Origin of the sequence: Roseomonas rosulenta (assembly GCF_016106005.1) — a bacterium.
Lineage (GTDB): Bacteria > Pseudomonadota > Alphaproteobacteria > Acetobacterales > Acetobacteraceae > Neoroseomonas > Neoroseomonas rosulenta.
Window position 1 is genome coordinate 1 of sequence record NZ_JACADR010000028.1, and the last position, 15,841, is coordinate 15,841.

13 protein-coding genes, 1 tRNA gene and 2 pseudogenes are annotated in these 15,841 nt (G+C 70.5%); 15 read left to right on the forward strand and 1 reads right to left on the reverse strand.

Annotation, left to right across the window (positions count from 1 at the left end; all coding sequences use genetic code 11):
* From HW578_RS06055 to HW578_RS06065, 3 genes are all read left to right on the forward strand, one after another.
* Nucleotides 1–400, forward strand: a 400-nt coding sequence (locus HW578_RS06055) for a malonyl-CoA decarboxylase domain-containing protein (RefSeq protein WP_198369650.1), incomplete at its 5' end; no start/stop codon positions are given.
* Between the two features lie 79 nt (nucleotides 401–479).
* Nucleotides 480–698, forward strand: coding sequence for a hypothetical protein (locus HW578_RS06060; RefSeq protein ID WP_198369651.1), 219 nt, complete (start codon nucleotides 480–482; stop codon nucleotides 696–698).
* Nucleotides 699–906: 208 nt separating this feature from the next.
* On the forward strand, nucleotides 907–3,294 hold the full coding sequence (locus HW578_RS06065; RefSeq protein WP_198369652.1) for a 1-deoxy-D-xylulose-5-phosphate synthase N-terminal domain-containing protein: 2,388 nt from the start codon (nucleotides 907–909) through the stop codon (nucleotides 3,292–3,294).
* Nucleotides 3,295–3,302: 8 nt separating this feature from the next.
* On the opposite strand, the gene HW578_RS06070 is transcribed toward HW578_RS06065, so the two are convergent.
* On the reverse strand, nucleotides 3,303–4,547 hold the full coding sequence (locus HW578_RS06070) for an MFS transporter (RefSeq protein WP_198369653.1): 1,245 nt from the start codon (nucleotides 4,545–4,547) through the stop codon (nucleotides 3,303–3,305).
* 32 nt (nucleotides 4,548–4,579) lie between these two features.
* Here HW578_RS06070 and HW578_RS06075 point away from each other — a divergent pair, with 32 nt between their 5' ends.
* The 12 genes and pseudogenes from HW578_RS06075 (at nucleotide 4,580) to HW578_RS06130 (ending at nucleotide 15,834) form a co-directional block, all read left to right on the forward strand.
* Nucleotides 4,580–4,762, forward strand: a complete 183-nt coding sequence (locus HW578_RS06075) for a hypothetical protein (RefSeq protein ID WP_198369654.1) — start codon at nucleotides 4,580–4,582, stop codon at nucleotides 4,760–4,762.
* 86 nt (nucleotides 4,763–4,848) lie between these two features.
* Nucleotides 4,849–6,111, forward strand: coding sequence for a serine hydrolase domain-containing protein (locus HW578_RS06080; protein WP_198369655.1), 1,263 nt, complete (start codon nucleotides 4,849–4,851; stop codon nucleotides 6,109–6,111).
* A 222-nt stretch (nucleotides 6,112–6,333) separates the two neighbouring features.
* A tRNA-Leu gene (locus HW578_RS06085) sits at nucleotides 6,334–6,418 on the forward strand.
* A 44-nt stretch (nucleotides 6,419–6,462) separates the two neighbouring features.
* Nucleotides 6,463–6,879 (forward strand): annotated as a pseudogene (locus tag HW578_RS06090) (trigger factor); the annotation flags it as partial.
* 633 nt (nucleotides 6,880–7,512) lie between these two features.
* Nucleotides 7,513–8,301 (forward strand): annotated as a pseudogene (gene tig, locus HW578_RS06095) (trigger factor); the annotation flags it as partial.
* A 208-nt stretch (nucleotides 8,302–8,509) separates the two neighbouring features.
* Complete coding sequence (locus HW578_RS06100) at nucleotides 8,510–9,283, forward strand: ABC transporter ATP-binding protein (RefSeq protein WP_198369656.1); 774 nt, start codon at nucleotides 8,510–8,512, stop codon at nucleotides 9,281–9,283.
* Complete coding sequence (locus HW578_RS06105; protein WP_198369657.1) at nucleotides 9,276–10,022, forward strand: ABC transporter ATP-binding protein; 747 nt, start codon at nucleotides 9,276–9,278, stop codon at nucleotides 10,020–10,022. Before HW578_RS06100 ends, HW578_RS06105 begins: the two co-directional genes overlap by 8 nt.
* Nucleotides 10,023–10,087: 65 nt before the next feature.
* Nucleotides 10,088–11,335 (forward strand): ABC transporter substrate-binding protein, encoded by a 1,248-nt coding sequence (locus HW578_RS06110; protein WP_198369658.1) that lies wholly within the window; start codon nucleotides 10,088–10,090, stop codon nucleotides 11,333–11,335.
* 74 nt (nucleotides 11,336–11,409) lie between these two features.
* Nucleotides 11,410–12,633: an ABC transporter substrate-binding protein gene (locus tag HW578_RS06115; protein ID WP_198369659.1), complete on the forward strand. Its 1,224-nt coding sequence runs from the start codon at nucleotides 11,410–11,412 to the stop codon at nucleotides 12,631–12,633.
* 78 nt (nucleotides 12,634–12,711) lie between these two features.
* Nucleotides 12,712–13,929, forward strand: coding sequence for an ABC transporter substrate-binding protein (locus HW578_RS06120; RefSeq protein WP_198369660.1), 1,218 nt, complete (start codon nucleotides 12,712–12,714; stop codon nucleotides 13,927–13,929).
* A gap of 15 nt (nucleotides 13,930–13,944) precedes the next feature.
* Nucleotides 13,945–14,841, forward strand: a complete 897-nt coding sequence (locus tag HW578_RS06125) for a branched-chain amino acid ABC transporter permease (protein WP_198369661.1) — start codon at nucleotides 13,945–13,947, stop codon at nucleotides 14,839–14,841.
* Between the two features lie 3 nt (nucleotides 14,842–14,844).
* Nucleotides 14,845–15,834, forward strand: coding sequence for a branched-chain amino acid ABC transporter permease (locus HW578_RS06130; RefSeq protein ID WP_198369662.1), 990 nt, complete (start codon nucleotides 14,845–14,847; stop codon nucleotides 15,832–15,834).
* Nucleotides 15,835–15,841 lie beyond the last annotated feature (7 nt).

Consider the following 15,841-nt stretch of genomic DNA (forward strand, 5'->3'; position numbering starts at 1 on the left):
GCCGCCGGCATCGCCCGCGTCGGAGGGCGCCGCCGACGACGCGGTGGCCGCGCTGCAGCGCCTCATCGCCCGGCGCGGCTGGCTGCGTGACGAGGCCGCGGCGAAGGTGCTGGAACCGCTGCTGACCCGCCTGTGCGCCCGCTACCTGGCGAAGGAGGACGCAGCCGGCCGCCCCGGCCGCGCGCGCGATCCCGTGGCGCATTTCCACCTGTCGAACGGCGCGCGGATCGAGCGGCTGAACTGGCGGGCCGACACCTCGGACAACGGCATGCGCCAGGCCTTCGGGCTGATGGTGAACTACCTCTATGACCCCGACCGCATCGAGGAGAACCACGAGGGCTATGTGGGCGAGGGCCGGCGCGCCGTCTCGGCCGCGCTGAAGCGCTTCGCGAAGGGCTGACCGGGCCCGACCGCGGCGCCCGGAGGCCCGGCCCTGCCGTGGGATGCCGCGGGCCATGCCGCCCCGCCGGCGCCGGGACGTGACCGGGAACACGGCGGCGCCGTGCCGGCTGCGCGACAAGGGCCTGGTCTTGATGGGATCCATGGCCATGGTGCCACTCGCGCAATTCGCTCTCGTTCTGGGTCTTGCGGCCGGCCCCGTCCTGCTGGCGTCGTCCCTGCTGCGGGCGCGCGCTGCCGCCCGCCCGCGCCGCGGCGGCGACCCGGTCGCCTTCCCGCTGCGCCGCCGGGCGAGCTGAGCGGCGTCCGGGCATGCGCCTTCGGGCGCGCGGTCAGGTCCGGGAAGGGCCCTCTCGCTCCGCACGATGACGGTGTCCAGGCGAGGTGCGTGGCTCCGGAAGCCGGCCGGTGCCGACGGTCGTGGCCGGTCCACGGGCACGCGCCGGCCTTCTCCCCGCGCGGTCCAGCGCCCATACTCGGTCGGGACGCGGGGCGTGGAGGAACGGAATGACCGTGCAGGGCAGGGGCCAGCGCCTCGATACGCCGGATGCGGCGCGGCGCGTCGAGATCCTGCACGCGCTGGAGCGCAAGCTGCTCTGGCTCTCCGCCTGGATGATCCACCACGCGAACCACATCCGCCCGAACCGCGACGGGCTGAAGGTGGGCGGCCACCAGGCCTCCTGCGCCTCCTCGGTCTCGATCCTGGCGGCGCTGTATTTCGGCATCCTGCGCCCGGCCGACCGGGTGGCGGTGAAGCCGCATGCCGGGCCGGTCTTCCATGCCATCAACTACCTGCTGGGGCGCCAGGACCGCGACCGGCTGTCCACGCTGCGCGAATTCGGCGGCATCCAGCCCTACCCCTCGCGCGTGAAGGACGGGGCGGAGGTGGATTTCTCCACCGGCTCGGTGGGCCTGGGCGTGGCGCTCGCTTCCTTCGGATCGCTGGTTCAGGACTATGTCCACCTGCACAACCTGGCGCCCGAGGGGCTGCCCGCCGGCCGCCACGTGGCCGTCGTCGGCGATGCCGAACTGGATGAGGGCAACATCTACGAAGCCCTGCTGGAAGGCTGGAAGCACGACATCCGCAATGTCTGGTGGGTGGTGGACTACAACCGCCAGAGCCTCGATTCCGTGGTGCCCGACCGGCTGTTCGGCCGCATCGAGGGCCTGTTCCGCGACATGGGCTGGAACGTCGTCACCATCAAATACGGCCGCAGGCTCGAAGCTGCCTTCGCACGGCCGGATGGCGAGCAGCTGCGCCGCTGGATCGACGACTGCCCGAACAGCCTCTACGCCGCGCTCACCTTCCAGGGCGGCGCCGCCTGGCGTGCCGCGCTGCTGGCCGAGCTGGGCCGCATCCCCGGCATCCGCGCCATCATCGACCCGCTGACGGATGACGAACTGGCGGCGCTGATGAACAACCTCGGCGGCCACGACATCGAGACGCTGGGCGATGCCTTCCGCGCCCAGGATGCCGAGGGCGACCAGCCCACCTGCTTCATCGCCTATACCGTGAAGGGCATGGGCCTGCCCTTCGCCGGCCACAAGGACAACCATTCGGGGCTCATGACCCGCGAGCAGATGGGCAGCTTCCGCGAGCTGATGCGCATCCGCCCCGGCCATGAATGGGACCTGTTCGAGGGGCTCGACATCCCCGAGGCGGAGTTGCGGGATTTCCTGGCCGGCGTGCCCTTCGCCCAGCCCCTGACGCCGCAGGGCCGCCGGCTTTCCGCGCCGCCCATCCATGTGCCCGCGACCTTCGCGGCGCCGAAGGTGGGCGAGGGGCGCAGGCAATCCACCCAGGCCGCCTTCGGCGAGATCCTGGCCGAGATCGGCCGCGGGCAGGGCGAATTCGCCGAGCTCGCGAAGCGCATCGTCACCACCAGCCCGGATGTCACGGTCAGCACCAATCTCGGCGCCTGGGTGAACCGCCGCGGGATCTTCGACCGGCACAAGAAGAACGACGTGTTCCGCGACGCGAAGCTCGCCTCCGCGCAGCGCTGGGGCATGTCGCCGGAGGGCCAGCATGTCGAGCTCGGCATCGCCGAGCAGAACCTGTTCCTGGTGCTGGCGGGCCTGGGCCTCGCGGACCGGCTGTACGGCGCGCGGCTGCTGCCGGTCGGCACGGTCTACGACCCCTTCGTCAACCGTGGCCTCGATGCGCTGATCTATGCCTGCTACCAGGATGCGCGCTTCCTGCTGGTGAGCACGCCCTCGGGCCTGACGCTGGCGCCGGAGGGCGGGCAGCACCAGTCGGTCAACACGCCGCTGATCGGCATGGCGGCGGACCGGCTCGCGAGCTTCGAACCGGCCCATGCGGACGAACTCGCCATCCTGCTGCGCCACGCCTTCGACCACATGCAGAAGCCGGACGGCTCGGCGGTCTGGCTGCGCCTGTCCACGCGCGGGCTCGAACAGCCGCCGCGCGTGCTGGACCCGGCGGCCGTGATTGCCGGCGGGCACTGGGTGGTGACGCCGCGACAGGGGGCGCGCATCGCCATCGCCTACCAGGGCGCCCTAGCGCCCGAAGCGATGGCCGCCTTCGAGGAATTGCGCAGCGAGGAACCCGGCGCGGGCCTGCTCGCCATCACCAGCCCGGACCGCATGCATGCGGAATGGCTCGCGGCCCGTCGCGCGGCGCGCAGCGGGGTGCGCGTGGTCTCGCACGTCGAACGCCTGCTGGCGCCGCTCGCGCGCGACGCCGCGCTGGTCACGGTGCTGGACGGGCACCCAGCGGCGCATGCCTGGATGGGCGCGGTGCGCGGGCAGCGCGTGGTGCCGCTCGGCGTGGATCGCTTCGGCCAGGCGGGGGATATCCCGGCGCTGTATCGCGAATACGGGCTCGATTCCGACGCGATCCTGGATGCCTGCGCTGAGGCGTTGCTGGGCGCCTGACGCCCGGCTCACCGTTCCTCGGGCGGCTTTATGCGGCCGAAGGCGCGCAGCAGCGCCAGGTCATAGGCGATCTTCAGCGCGCCACACAGGATGAACGGCGCCGTCGGATAGCCCATGGCGATGATCGCCCCGGCGATGGCCGGACCGGCGGCGGAAGCAAGGCTGCGCGGCACCGCCGTGACGCTGGCCGCGGCGGTGCGCTCCGCCGGCGTCACAACCGCCATGACGTAGGAGGTCCGCGTCGGCACATCCATCTGCGACAGGCCCGCGCGCAGCAGCAGCAGCCCCAGCGCCCACCAAAGGTCGGGGGCGAGCATCGCGGCGATGAGGCAGAGGCTGGAGGGGATATGCGTGAACACCATCGTGTTCACGAGCCCGATGCGCCGCGCGAGCCAGACCGCCACCGGGAAGGAAAACGCCGAGAGCACGCCCGACCAGAAGAAGAACAGCCCCGCTTGCGCGAAGGAGAGGTCGAAGCGCTCGAACAGCCAGAGCGCCAGCAGCGACTGCACGGCGAGCCCGCCCGCGAAGGAATCGACGCTGAACAGCGCCGCGAGGCGCAGCACGATCCCGCGCGACGGCCCGAGCCGGCCATGCGCCGCTCCGGCCAGCCCCGCCGCCTGCCGCGGCAAGGCCCGATACGCCATCCAGCAGCCGAGGCCGAGCGCGGCATAGAGCAGAAAGGGCGACCGCAGGGCCAAGGCCTCCGCCACGCCGAGCGCGCCGAGCACATCCGCCAGCCCCGCCGTCAGCGCCCCCGCGGCGGCGGCGAGCGCGCCGACCAGGCTGTAGCGCGCAAACAGCGCGGTGCGGCCGGCATCGGGCACGGCATGGGTCAGCACCGTCTGCTCCAGCGGCGCGAAGATGCTCACGCTGCCGGCGGACGGATTGACCGTGCCGCACAGCGCCAGCGCGAGGATCGCGACAAGGCTTCCCGCTACGGCGAAGCCGAGGCCGGTCGCAACCATCAGCAGCGCTGCGAGCAGCAGCAGCCCGCGCGGATCGATCCGCCCGCCCAGCATGCCGACGCCGAGTGTCATGAGGGCCGACCCGAGCAGCGCGACCGTCGCCACGGCGCCGACCTCGGCCGCGCCGAAGCCGAGCGCCAGCAGGTAGGCCGGCAGCAGCACCGCAACGAGGCCGTCGCCGAAGTCCCTGAGCCCGCGTGCCAGCATGATGCTGCGCGCGGCCCGCGGGACGGTGGTTCCGGCGCCCGGCAGGCCGGCGCGGTCGTCGCTGGCGCGTGTCGGCATGGGCGCCCTCCGTCGGCGCGAGGCGCCGCCGCGTGAACGCGATGCTCGGGCCGAGGCCTCACGAGGCGATCGCGACCGGCCCCTTGCAGGGGAGCCTGGGCAGCCGCCGCGGCAAGGTCAAGCGCGGCGGCGCACCGGTTCAGGCTGGCAGGGTGAAGGGGCGCGACACCGCCCCGAAAACACCCATCGCCCCGGCCCCGGTGCGCGTCGCGTGAATTCGCTCAACCACGGATGGCAAAGCTGTGCGAGACTTCGCGCCAGGTCGGGGCCAACCCGATGTACGCTGACAAGGAGGAACAAGATGCCCACACGCCGCCTTCTGCTCGGCCTTGCCCTGGCGGGGCTGGTCGCCACCCCGCTTGCCGCGCGCATGCCGGAGAATCGCACCGCTGCCCTGGACGCGGCGGCGCGCCAGCTGGTCGAGGGCAACTCCACGCCCGGCCTGCTCGTGCTGATCCTGCAGGACGGCCAGCCGATCTACGAGCGTGCGCAGGGCCTGCGCGAGGCCGGCGGCAGCACGCCGATCGCCATGACGGACATGTTCCGGCTGGCCTCCATGTCCAAGGTGGTGACCTCGACCGCGGCGCTGATCCTGGTCGATCAGGGCCGGCTCAACCTGGATGACCCGATCGCACGCCATCTGCCGGAATTCGCCAACCTCCGCGTCCGCCAGGCGGATGGCACCCTGGCGGCGCCGGCGCGGGTCCCCACCATCCGCGACCTGATGACCCATACCGCCGGCTTCTCGTACAACTTCATGAATTCGCCGGGGCTGATCGGCGCCTACCGCGATGCCGGGGTCACGGACGGGCTCGGCACGTCGCTGCCGTCCGAGGAAGCCGCGCGGCGCCTCGCCAGCGCGCCGCTGCGCCACGAGCCGGGCAGTGAGTTCCATTATTCCCTGGCGACCGACGTGCTGGGCTGGGTGATCGAGCGCGTCTCCGGCCAGCGCCTCGGCGCCTTCGTGGCGGAGCGCATCGCGCGGCCGCTCAACCTCGCCTCCTTCGCCTTCTCGGTGCCGGCCGCGCATGCCGAGCGCTTTGTTCCGGTGACCCGCCCTGCCGAGCCGCGCTTGGTGCTCGGCCTCGGCACCGCGCCCGTGCGCGCAGCGATGGAGGTGGCCTTCCCGGCGACCGGCGGCACCGCGCTGCTCGACCCCAATCGCCCCTTCGGCACCGGCTATGATTCCGGCGGCGGCGGCATGGTGGGCAACATCACCGACTATGCGCGCTTCCTGACCATGCTGGCGCGCGGGGGCGAGATCGACGGCGTGCGCATCCTGCGGCCCGAGACCGCGGCGCTGGTCGGCACGAACGCCACGGGCACGCTCGCGACGCTGCGCGGCCCGGGCTGGGGCCATGGCCTGGGGGCCGGCGTGCTGATCGACCCTGCCGCTGCCCGGTCCCGCCTGCCGGCTGGGTCGTGGGGTTGGGGCGGCATCTACGGCACGCAGTTCTGGGTGGACCCGACCAACCGGATCGTCGGCGTGGTGATGACGCAGACCTCGATCCTCGGCTCCGGCCCCATCGCCAACCTGGTGCGCGAGGCCGCCTACGCAGATTGAGGGCGCCCGCAGGCGGCGGGCGCGGCCCATCCGGGCCGCTTGCCTTTGCGCCCCGCACCGGCGCGCCCGGCACGGCTGATAGCCTGGGCGCGGTCGCGCCTTGCCCTCCGGGATCGCGGCAGGGCCGCGATCCGCCTGTCTGACAGCCCGGGGGCGCCCAAAGCGCCTTGGAAACCCCGCCATCCTGCGCTACACCCCCGCCCCTGCCGCCGAAGGCGCCTTGCGGGCGTGGTGGAACTGGCAGACACGCCGGATTTAGGTTCCGGTGGCGCAAGCCGTGGGGGTTCGAATCCCTTCGCCCGCACCAAAGGCGCCGCCGGTTTTCTCTAGCTGTTGGATGGACGTCCCTCGATGCAGGTCACCGAGCTCGCGAATGACGGGCTGAAGCGCGCCTATTCCGTCACCGTCACCGCGGCGGACATCGCCACCACGCGCGACAAGCGCCTGGCGGAGATCGCCAAGACCGTCTCCATGCCCGGCTTCCGCCCCGGCAAGGTGCCGATGTCGGTGGTCAAGCAGCGCTATGGCGCCGCCGTGCTGGGCGAGGTCCTGGAACAGCAGGTGAGCGACGCCTCGCGCCAGGTGGTGACCGACCGCGGCCTCAAGCCCGCGCTGCAGCCCAAGATCGACATCGTGAACTTCGCCGAGGGCGCGGACCTCGAATTCCGCATGGATCTCGAGGTGCTGCCCGAGGTGCCGATGCCCGAATTCGCCGGCATCGAGCTCGAGCGCCTCAAGACCGAGCCGACCGACGAAGCCATCGACAAGGCGCTCGCCTCCATCGCCGAGCGCAACGGCACGCTCGAGGATGCCGAGCCCCGCGCCGCCGGCGCCGGCGACATCCTGGTCTGCGACTTCACCGGCCGCCTGCCGCCGAACCTGCTCAAGAACGGCGTCGGCCTGGGCGCGCGCCCCGGCAGCCCGGGCGAGGTTCCGGCGGAATGGTCGGTCGATGTCTCGCCGGGCCTCGCGAGCGAGGTCGCCGCGATCGGCACCGAGCGCGGACTGCCGTATTTCGACGCGAAGGTGACCGGCACCGCCACCGAGGCCGGCTTCATCCGCATCTTCGCCGCGCAGCCCAACGGCCTGCCGGTGAAGCCGGGCGGGGTCTACACGCTGTCGGTGCAGGTCCATGTCGCGGCCGGCGCGCTGCCCGCCGGCGCTGGCGCGCAGTTCGGCTTCAATGAGCGTTCGTCGGACGCCTTCCTGCGCTCGACGCGCGCGACGTGCAGCCTGAACGCCTTCGGCGACCGCGCGACCTTCACGCTGCAGGCCGACCCCGCGCTGGCCTTTGCGCGCCCGGTGGTCGAGATCGCCGTCGCTGCCGGCGCCGTGGTGGACGTGACGCTGCGCGTCGGCCCGATGCGCGCCGTCGCCGGCGCCGAGGAACCGGAGGCCCCGGCCTTCGCCGGCGGTGCGGCCACCGACATGCCGATCGAGGTCGGCGGCCAGGGCTTCATCCCCGGCTTCACCGAGCAGATGGTCGGCATGGCGCCGGGCGAGAGCCGCGACATCGACGTGGTCTTCCCGGCCGACTACGGCTCGGCCGAACTCGCCGGCAAGCAGGCGCGCTTCACCATCGCCGCCAAGGCGCTGAAGGCGCGCAAGCCTGTCGCGATCGATGACGATCTCGCCAAGGCTGTCGGCATGGCCGACCTCAACGCGCTGAAGGATGCGATCCGCGGCTCGCTGCAGCGCGAATACGACGCGCTGTCGCGCATGAAGGTGAAGCGTGCGCTGCTCGACGCGCTGGCCGACCGCGCCTCGTTCCCGGTGCCCGAGGGCATGGTCGAGGCCGAGTTCGCGCAGATCTGGCAGCGCGTGGAGGCCGACCTCAAGGCCGGCCGGCTCGACGCCGACGACCAGGGCAAGGACGAGGCGACGCTGAAGGCGGAATACCGCACCATCGCCGAGCGCCGCATCCGCCTCGGGCTGATGCTCTCCGAGATCGGCCGCGCCAACAACGTCCAGGTCGCCCAGGACGAGCTGGCCCGCGCCGTGCGCCAGGAAGCCTCGCGCTATCCGGGCCAGGAGCAGCAGGTGCTGGAGTTCTTCCGCAAGAACCCGCAGGCGGCTGAGAACCTGCGCGCGCCCATCTTCGAGGAGAAGGTGGTCGACTTCATGCTCGAGCTCGCCAAGGTCACCGAGCGCCAGGTGACGCCGGAGGAGCTCTCCGCCGCCGTCGCCTGAACCAGGCCTCCGGAATCGGATCACGAGGGGTAGCCGGGCGACCGGCTGCCCCTTTTTCGTGCAGCATGATGCCTCGGGCGGAACATCCGCGGAAAAACCCTGCGCTGGACGCGGGCCTGCCTTGCGCGGCGCACCGCGCCTCGCCTACATCGAAGTATCGAAAGACGATCGGCCATCCAGGCCGGCGGGACAGGGGAGCGGTTCAAGCGTGTCCGACGCGATTCTGGAGACAAGCGGCCTGACGAAGGAGTTCCGCGGCTTCGTGGCCGTGAACGACGTGAGCCTGTCGGTGCGCCGCGGCACGATCCATGGGCTGATCGGCCCGAACGGCGCCGGCAAGACCACATGCTTCAACCTGCTCACGAAGTTCCTGCCGCCCACGCGCGGCACTATCCGCTACGACGGGCGCGACATCACCGGCATGAAGCCGGCCGAGGTGGCGCGGCTGGGTCTGGTGCGGTCCTTCCAGATCTCGGCGGTCTTCCCGCACCTGTCCGTGCTGGAGAATGTCCGCGTGGCGCTGCAGCGTTCGCGCGGCGGGTCCTTCGACTTCTGGCGCTCCGACAGCGTGCTGCGGTCCTACGATGCGCGGGCGCGCGAGCTGCTCGAGGATGTGGGCCTGTCCGGCTACGCCAACCTCACGGCCGGCGAGCTGCCCTATGGGCGCAAGCGCGCGCTCGAGATCGCGACCACGCTCGCGCTCGACCCGGTGATGCTGCTGCTGGACGAACCGACGGCAGGGATGGCGCATGACGACGTGGACCGCATCGTCGCGCTGGTGAGGCGCGTTGCTGTGGGCCGCACCGTCCTGCTGGTCGAGCACAACCTCAAGGTCGTCTCGGGCCTGTGCGACACCATCACCGTGCTCGCGCGCGGCTCGGTGCTGGCCGAGGGCGACTACGCCGCGGTCTCGCGCAACCCCGATGTCATCGCCGCCTATCTCGGCAGCGAAGCCCCCGCGATGGAGGCCGCCCATGGCTGACGCAATCGACGCCGCGCCGGTCCGCGCGCAGGCCAGCGGCGCGCCGCTCATGGAAGTGCAGGACCTCGAGGCCTGGTACGGCGAAAGCCACGTGCTGCACGGCGTGACGCTGGACATCCGCGAGGGCGAGGTGGTGACGCTGCTCGGGCGCAACGGCGCGGGCAAGACCACCACGCTGCGCTCCATCATGGGGCTGGTGCCCCGGCGCGCGGGGTCGATCCGCCATGCCGGGCAGGAGCTGATCAACGCGCGCTCCGACGTCATCGCCCGCGCGGGCATCGCCTATTGCCCGGAGGAGCGCGGCATCTTCGCCTCGCTCGACGTGACCGAGAACCTGATGCTGCCGCCGGTGGTGCGCACCGGCGGGATGGCGGTCAGCGAGATCTACGAGCTGTTCCCGAACCTCAAGGAACGCGCGCGCAGCCAGGGCACAAAGCTGTCGGGTGGCGAGCAGCAGATGCTCGCGATCGGGCGCATCCTGCGTACCGGCGCGAAGCTGCTACTGCTCGACGAGCCCAGCGAGGGTCTCGCCCCGGTCATCGTGCAGCAGATCGGGCGCACGATCCGCGAGTTGAAGCGCCGCGGCTTCACCGTACTGCTGGTAGAGCAAAACTTCCGCTTCGCGCAGACCGTCGCCGACCGCCACTACGTGATGGAGCACGGCCGCGTGGTCGACATGGTCCGCAACGAGGATCTCAACACCTCGATGGACCGGTTGCACGCCTATCTCGGCGTCTGACGCCGGATCATCCTCTGACGAAGGCGCTGCCAGGGCGGCGCCGGGATACGACAAGGGAGAATCGAATGACCGACCTCAACCGCCGAGGCCTTCTTGGTGCAACGGCCGCCACTGCCGCCTTCGGCGCGCTCCCCTATCGCAGCGCCCGCGCGCAGGCGGCCAACACCATCAAGATCGGCGTGCTGAACGACCAGTCGGGCCTGTATCGCGACGTGAACGGCCCGGGCTCGGTCGCCTGCGTGCGCCAGGCGATCGCCGATCTCGGCCTCGCGGCTCGCGGCATCAACGTGGAGATCGTGGTGGGCGACCACCAGAACCGCCCCGATGTCGGTGTGAACATCGCCCGCCAGTGGATCGACCGCGACGGCGTGGACATGATCATCGACGTGCCGACCTCCTCGGTCGCGCTCGCGGTGAACACCGTCGTGCGGGAGAAGAACAAGGTCTACATCAACTCCTCAGGCGCGACCTCGGACCTGACGGGATCGGCCTGCTCGCCCAACACGGTGCACTGGACCTACGACACCTACATGCTGGCGAAGTCGACCGGGGGCGCGATGGTGCGCGCGGGCGGCGATACATGGTTCTTCATCACGGCGGACTACGCCTTCGGCCACGCGCTCGAGCGCGACACCTCGAACTTCATCCGTGCGGCCGGCGGGCGCGTGCTGGGTTCGGTGCGCACGCCCTTCCCGGGCACGACCGACTTCAGCTCCTTCCTGGTGCAGGCGCAGGCCTCGCGCGCCAAGGTGATCGGCCTGGCGAATGCCGGCGGCGACACCATCAACTCCATCAAGCAGGCAGCGGAATTCGGCGTGACGCGCCGCGGCGTGAAGCTGGCGGCGCTGCTGATGTTCATCTCGGACGTGCATTCGCTGGGCCTGCAGACGGCGCAGGGCCTGGTCTGCACCGAGACCTTCTACTGGGACCTGAACGACCGCACCCGTGCCTTCACCGCGCGCGTGCTGCCCAGCATGCCGCAGCAGCTCCGTCCGGGCATGGCGCAGGCCGGCTGCTACTCGGGCACGATGCACTACCTGAAGGCGGCGATGGAACTGGGCGTCGCGGCGGCCAAGGCCGATGGCGCGGCGACGGTCGCGCGCATGAAGGCGATGCCGACCGAGGACGACGCCTTCGGCCCCGGCTCGATCCGCGCCGATGGCCGCCGCCTCTGCCCGGCCTACCTGCTGGAAGTGAAGGCGCCGGGCGAAAGCCGTGGCCCCTGGGACTACTACAAGCTGCTGCAGACCACAGCGGCGGACGAGGCCTTCCGCCCGCTCGCCGAAGGCGGCTGCACGCTCGTGCGCAGCTGATCCGTGCCTGAGGCCCCGGGCGGGGAGCCAACCCCGCCCGGGTTCAACGATAATCGACAGGAGAGGATGTTCCGATGGAGCTGACCCGCCGCAGCGCACTTGCCGCCGGCACCGCCGCCGCGATCGCGCCGCTCAGCCGCGCCCGCGCGCAGGCCAACACGATCCGTATCGGCGTGCTGACCGACATGTCGGGCACCTACCGGGACAACACCGGCCCCACCTCGGCCGCCTGTACGCGCGAAGCCGCCGCGGAGTTCGGCGCGAGCCACGGCTTCACGGTAGAAGTCATCGAGGCCGACCATCAGAACCGCCCCGATGTCGGATCGAACATCGCGCGGCAATGGTACGACCAGGGCGTCGACATGATCGTGGACGTGCCGACATCGTCGGTCGGGCTCGCGGTCAACCAGATCGCGCGTGAGAAGAACAAGGCCTACATCAACGTCGGCTCTGCCACCGCCGACCTGACCGGCCCGGCCTGTTCGCCCAACACCATCCATTGGTCGTACGACACCTACATGCTGGCGAAGTCGACCGGCGGCGCGATGGTGCGCGCGGGCGGCGACACCTGGTTCTTCATCACCGCAGACTACGCCTTCGGCCATGCGCTCGAGCGCGACAACGCCGCCTTCGTGCGCGCCGCCGGCGGGCGGGTGCTGGGCCAGGTGCGCACGCCCTTCCCAGGCACGACCGACTTCAGCAGCTTCCTGGTGCAGGCGGCGGCCGCGCGGCCGAAGGTGATCGGCCTCGCGAACGCCGGCGCGGACACCGCCAACTGCGTGAAGCAGGCGGCCGAATTCGGCATCACGCGGCGCGGCATCAAGTTGGCGGCGTTGCTGCTGTTCGTGAACGACGTCAACGGCATCGGCCTGCAGACGGCGCAGGGTCTGGTCTGCACGGAATCCTTCTACTGGGACACCAACGACAAGACCCGCGCCTGGACGCAGCGCATCATCCGCCGCACGCCGACCAACTACCCGAACATGATCCATGCGGGCTGCTATTCGGCCACGCTGCACTTCCTCAAGACCGTCGCCGCCATGGGCGTGCCCGCGGCCAAGGCCTCCGGCACCGAACTGATCAACCGCATGAAGGCGACACCCAGCGAGGATGACTGCTTCGGTACGGGAACCATCCGCGCCGATGGCCGCCGCCTGATCCCTTCCTTCCTGTTCGAGGTGAAGGCGCCGTCCGAATCCCGCGGCCCGTGGGATTTCTACAAGCTGCTGCAGACCACCCCGGCGGACGAGGCCTTCCGCCCGATCGCCGAGGGCGGCTGCAGCCTGATCCGTAGCTGAACCGCCGGGGCCGTCCGGGACGGGGCGCGAAGACCCCGCCCGGCCGGCCGCATGACGTCAACACAGGGAGGACAGATCATGGAGACGAGCCGCAGGAGCCTTCTCGCCGGTGCCGCCGCCACGGCGGCCGTGCCGATGGCGCGCGCGCGCGCGCAGGGCACCGCCATCCGGATCGGCGTGCTGACCGACATGTCGGGCCCCTACCGCGACACCACCGGCCCGGGCAGCGTGGTGCTGACCCAGGCCGCGGCCGCTGAATTCGCCGGGCGCGGCTTCGCGGTCGAGGTGCTGCAGGCCGACCACCAGAACCGCCCCGATGTCGGCGCGAACATCGCGCGGCAATGGTACGACCAGGGCGTCGATGTGGTGGTCGACGTGCCGACCTCCTCGGTCGCGCTGGCGGTCAACCAGATCGCGCGGGAGAAGAACAAGGTCTTCCTCAATTCCGGTGCCGCGACCTCGGACCTGACGGGCGCGCAGTGCAGCCCGAACACGGTGCACTGGACCTACGACACCTGGATGCTGGCCAAGGGCACGGGTGCCGCCATCGTGCGCACCGGCGGCGACAGCTGGTTCTTCATCACCGCCGACTACGCCTTCGGCCATGCGCTCGAGCGCGACACGGCAAATTTCGTGCGCAACGCCGGTGGGCGCGTGCTGGGCCAGGTGCGCTACCCGTTCCCGGCGACCACCGACTTCTCCGCCTTCGTGCTGCAGGCGCAGGCCTCGCGCGCCAAGGTGCTCGGCATGGCCAATGCCAGCACGGACACGGTGAACACCATCAAGTCGGCGCGCGAATTCGGCCTGCACCGGTCGATGAAGTTCGCCGCGCTGCTGATGGGGGTGATGGACATCCACGCGCTCGGCCTGGAATCCGCACAGGGGCTGCTGCTGACGGAATCCTTCTACTGGGACCTCAATGACCGCACCCGCGCGCTGACGCAGCGCGTGCGCCAGGCCAACCAGAACCGCCCGCCCGCCATGGTGCCGGCCGGCTGCTATGGCGCCACGCTGCACTACCTCAAGGCCGTGGCCGACATGGGGGCGGCGGCCGCCAAGGCCGATGGCCGCGCGGCGGTGGCGCGCATGAAGGCCATGCCGACCGACGACGACGCCTTCGGTCCCGGGCGCATCCGCGAGGATGGCCGCAAGATCCACCCCGTGTATCTCTTCGAGGTGAAGTCGCCCGCCGAATCCCGCGCCCCCTACGACTACTACAAGGTCGCCGCGACCACCCCTGCGGAGGAGGCCTTCCGCCCGGTGGCCGAGGGCGGCTGCTCGCTCGTGCGTTCCTGACAGGAGCCTTACTGCATGCTCGATCTCATCGAGAACTTCCTCGGCATCCCGGCGCCGCTGCTGTTCGGTCAGCTGCTGCTCGGCCTCATCAACGGTGCCTTCTATGCGATGCTCTCTCTCGGCCTCGCGGTGATCTTCGGGCTGCTCAACATCATCAACTTCACCCATGGCGCGCAGTTCATGATGGGCGCCTTCGTCGCCTGGATGCTGCTCGCGTGGGGGGGGCTGGGCTACTGGTGGGCGCTGCTGATCGCGCCGCTGATCGTGGGTGCGACAGGCGTGGTCATCGAACGGCTGATGATCAGCAGGCTCTACAAGCTCGATCACCTGTACGGCCTGCTGCTGACCTTCGGCATCGGGCTGATGATCGAGGGCGTGTTCCGCAACGAGTTCGGCTCGTCTGGCCTGCCCTACCGCATCCCGCCCGAATTGTCCGGCGCCTGGGACCTGGGCTTCATGTTCATGCCGATCTACCGCGGCTGGGTGGTGGTCTTCGCGCTGGTCTGCTGCCTCGCGACCTGGCTCGTGATCGAGAAGACGCGCCTGGGCGCCTATCTGCGCGCCGCCACCGAGAACGCAGCCCTGGTGCAGGCCTTCGGCGTGAACGTGCCGCGCATGATCACGCTCACCTACGGGGCAGGGGTGGCGCTGGCGGCACTGGCCGGCGTGCTGGCCGCGCCGATCTATTCGGTGAATCCGCAGATGGGCACCAACCTCATCATCGTGGTCTTCGCGGTGGTGGTGATCGGCGGCATGGGGTCGATCCTGGGCTCGGTGATCACCGGCTTCGGGCTGGGCATCATCGAGGGGTTCACCAAGGTCTTCTGGCCGGAGGCCTCGGCCACGGTCATCTTCGTCATCATGGCGATCGTGCTGCTCGCACGACCGGCCGGCCTGTTCGGGAGGGCGTAAGCCATGGCGTCCGAAACCACCGCTGGCGCGATCGCGCCCGTCGCCCGCAACGAGGGCGGCATCTGGGGCTTCTCCACCGCACAACTCGCCGCGCTTGGCGTGCTCGTCGTCTTCCTCGGGGTGGCGCCGTTCTTCCTCTACCCCGTCTTCCTGATGAAGCTGCTGTGCTTCGCGCTGTTCGCCTGCGCCTTCAACCTGCTGATCGGCTATGTCGGGCTGCTCAGCTTCGGCCACGCGGCGTATTTCGGGATGGGCGGCTACATCGCGGGCTACACGGCGAAGGCCTACGGGTTCACGCCCGAGCTCGCGGTGCTGGCCGGTGCTGCCGTGGCCGGCTTCCAGGGCTGGATCTTCGGCTGGATCGCGATCCGCCGGCAGGGCATCTACTTCGCCATGATCACGCTCGCACTCGCGCAGATGATCTACTTCGTCTGCGTGCAGGCCCCCTTCACTGGCGGCGAGGACGGCATCCAGGCGATCCCGCGCGGCGACCTGTTCGGCAGCATCAGCATGGCGTCCGACATGTCGATGTACTGGTTCGTCGCCGCCATCTTCCTGGCCGGCTTCCTGATGATCCACCGCATCATCCATTCGCCCTACGGCCAGGTGCTGAAGGCGGTGCGCGAGAACGAACCTCGCGCCACTTCGCTCGGCTACCGCACGGATGACTACAAGCTGATGGCCTTCATCCTCTCGGCCACGCTCGCGGGGGTCGCGGGCGGCGTGAAGTCGCTGGTCTTCGGCATCGCGACCCTGACCGACGTGCACTGGTCGATGTCGGGCGAGGTGGTGCTGATGACGCTGGTGGGTGGCCTGGGCACGGTGTTCGGCCCCGTGGTGGGTGCCGCCGTGATCGTCACCATGCAGAACTACCTCGCGGAAATGGGGGCCTGGGTCACCGTCATCCAGGGCGCGATCTTCGTCACCGTGGTGCTGGCCTTCCGGCGCGGCATCGTGGGCGAGATCGGCAACCTGTTCCGCGTGAAGCTGTAGTGGCCGG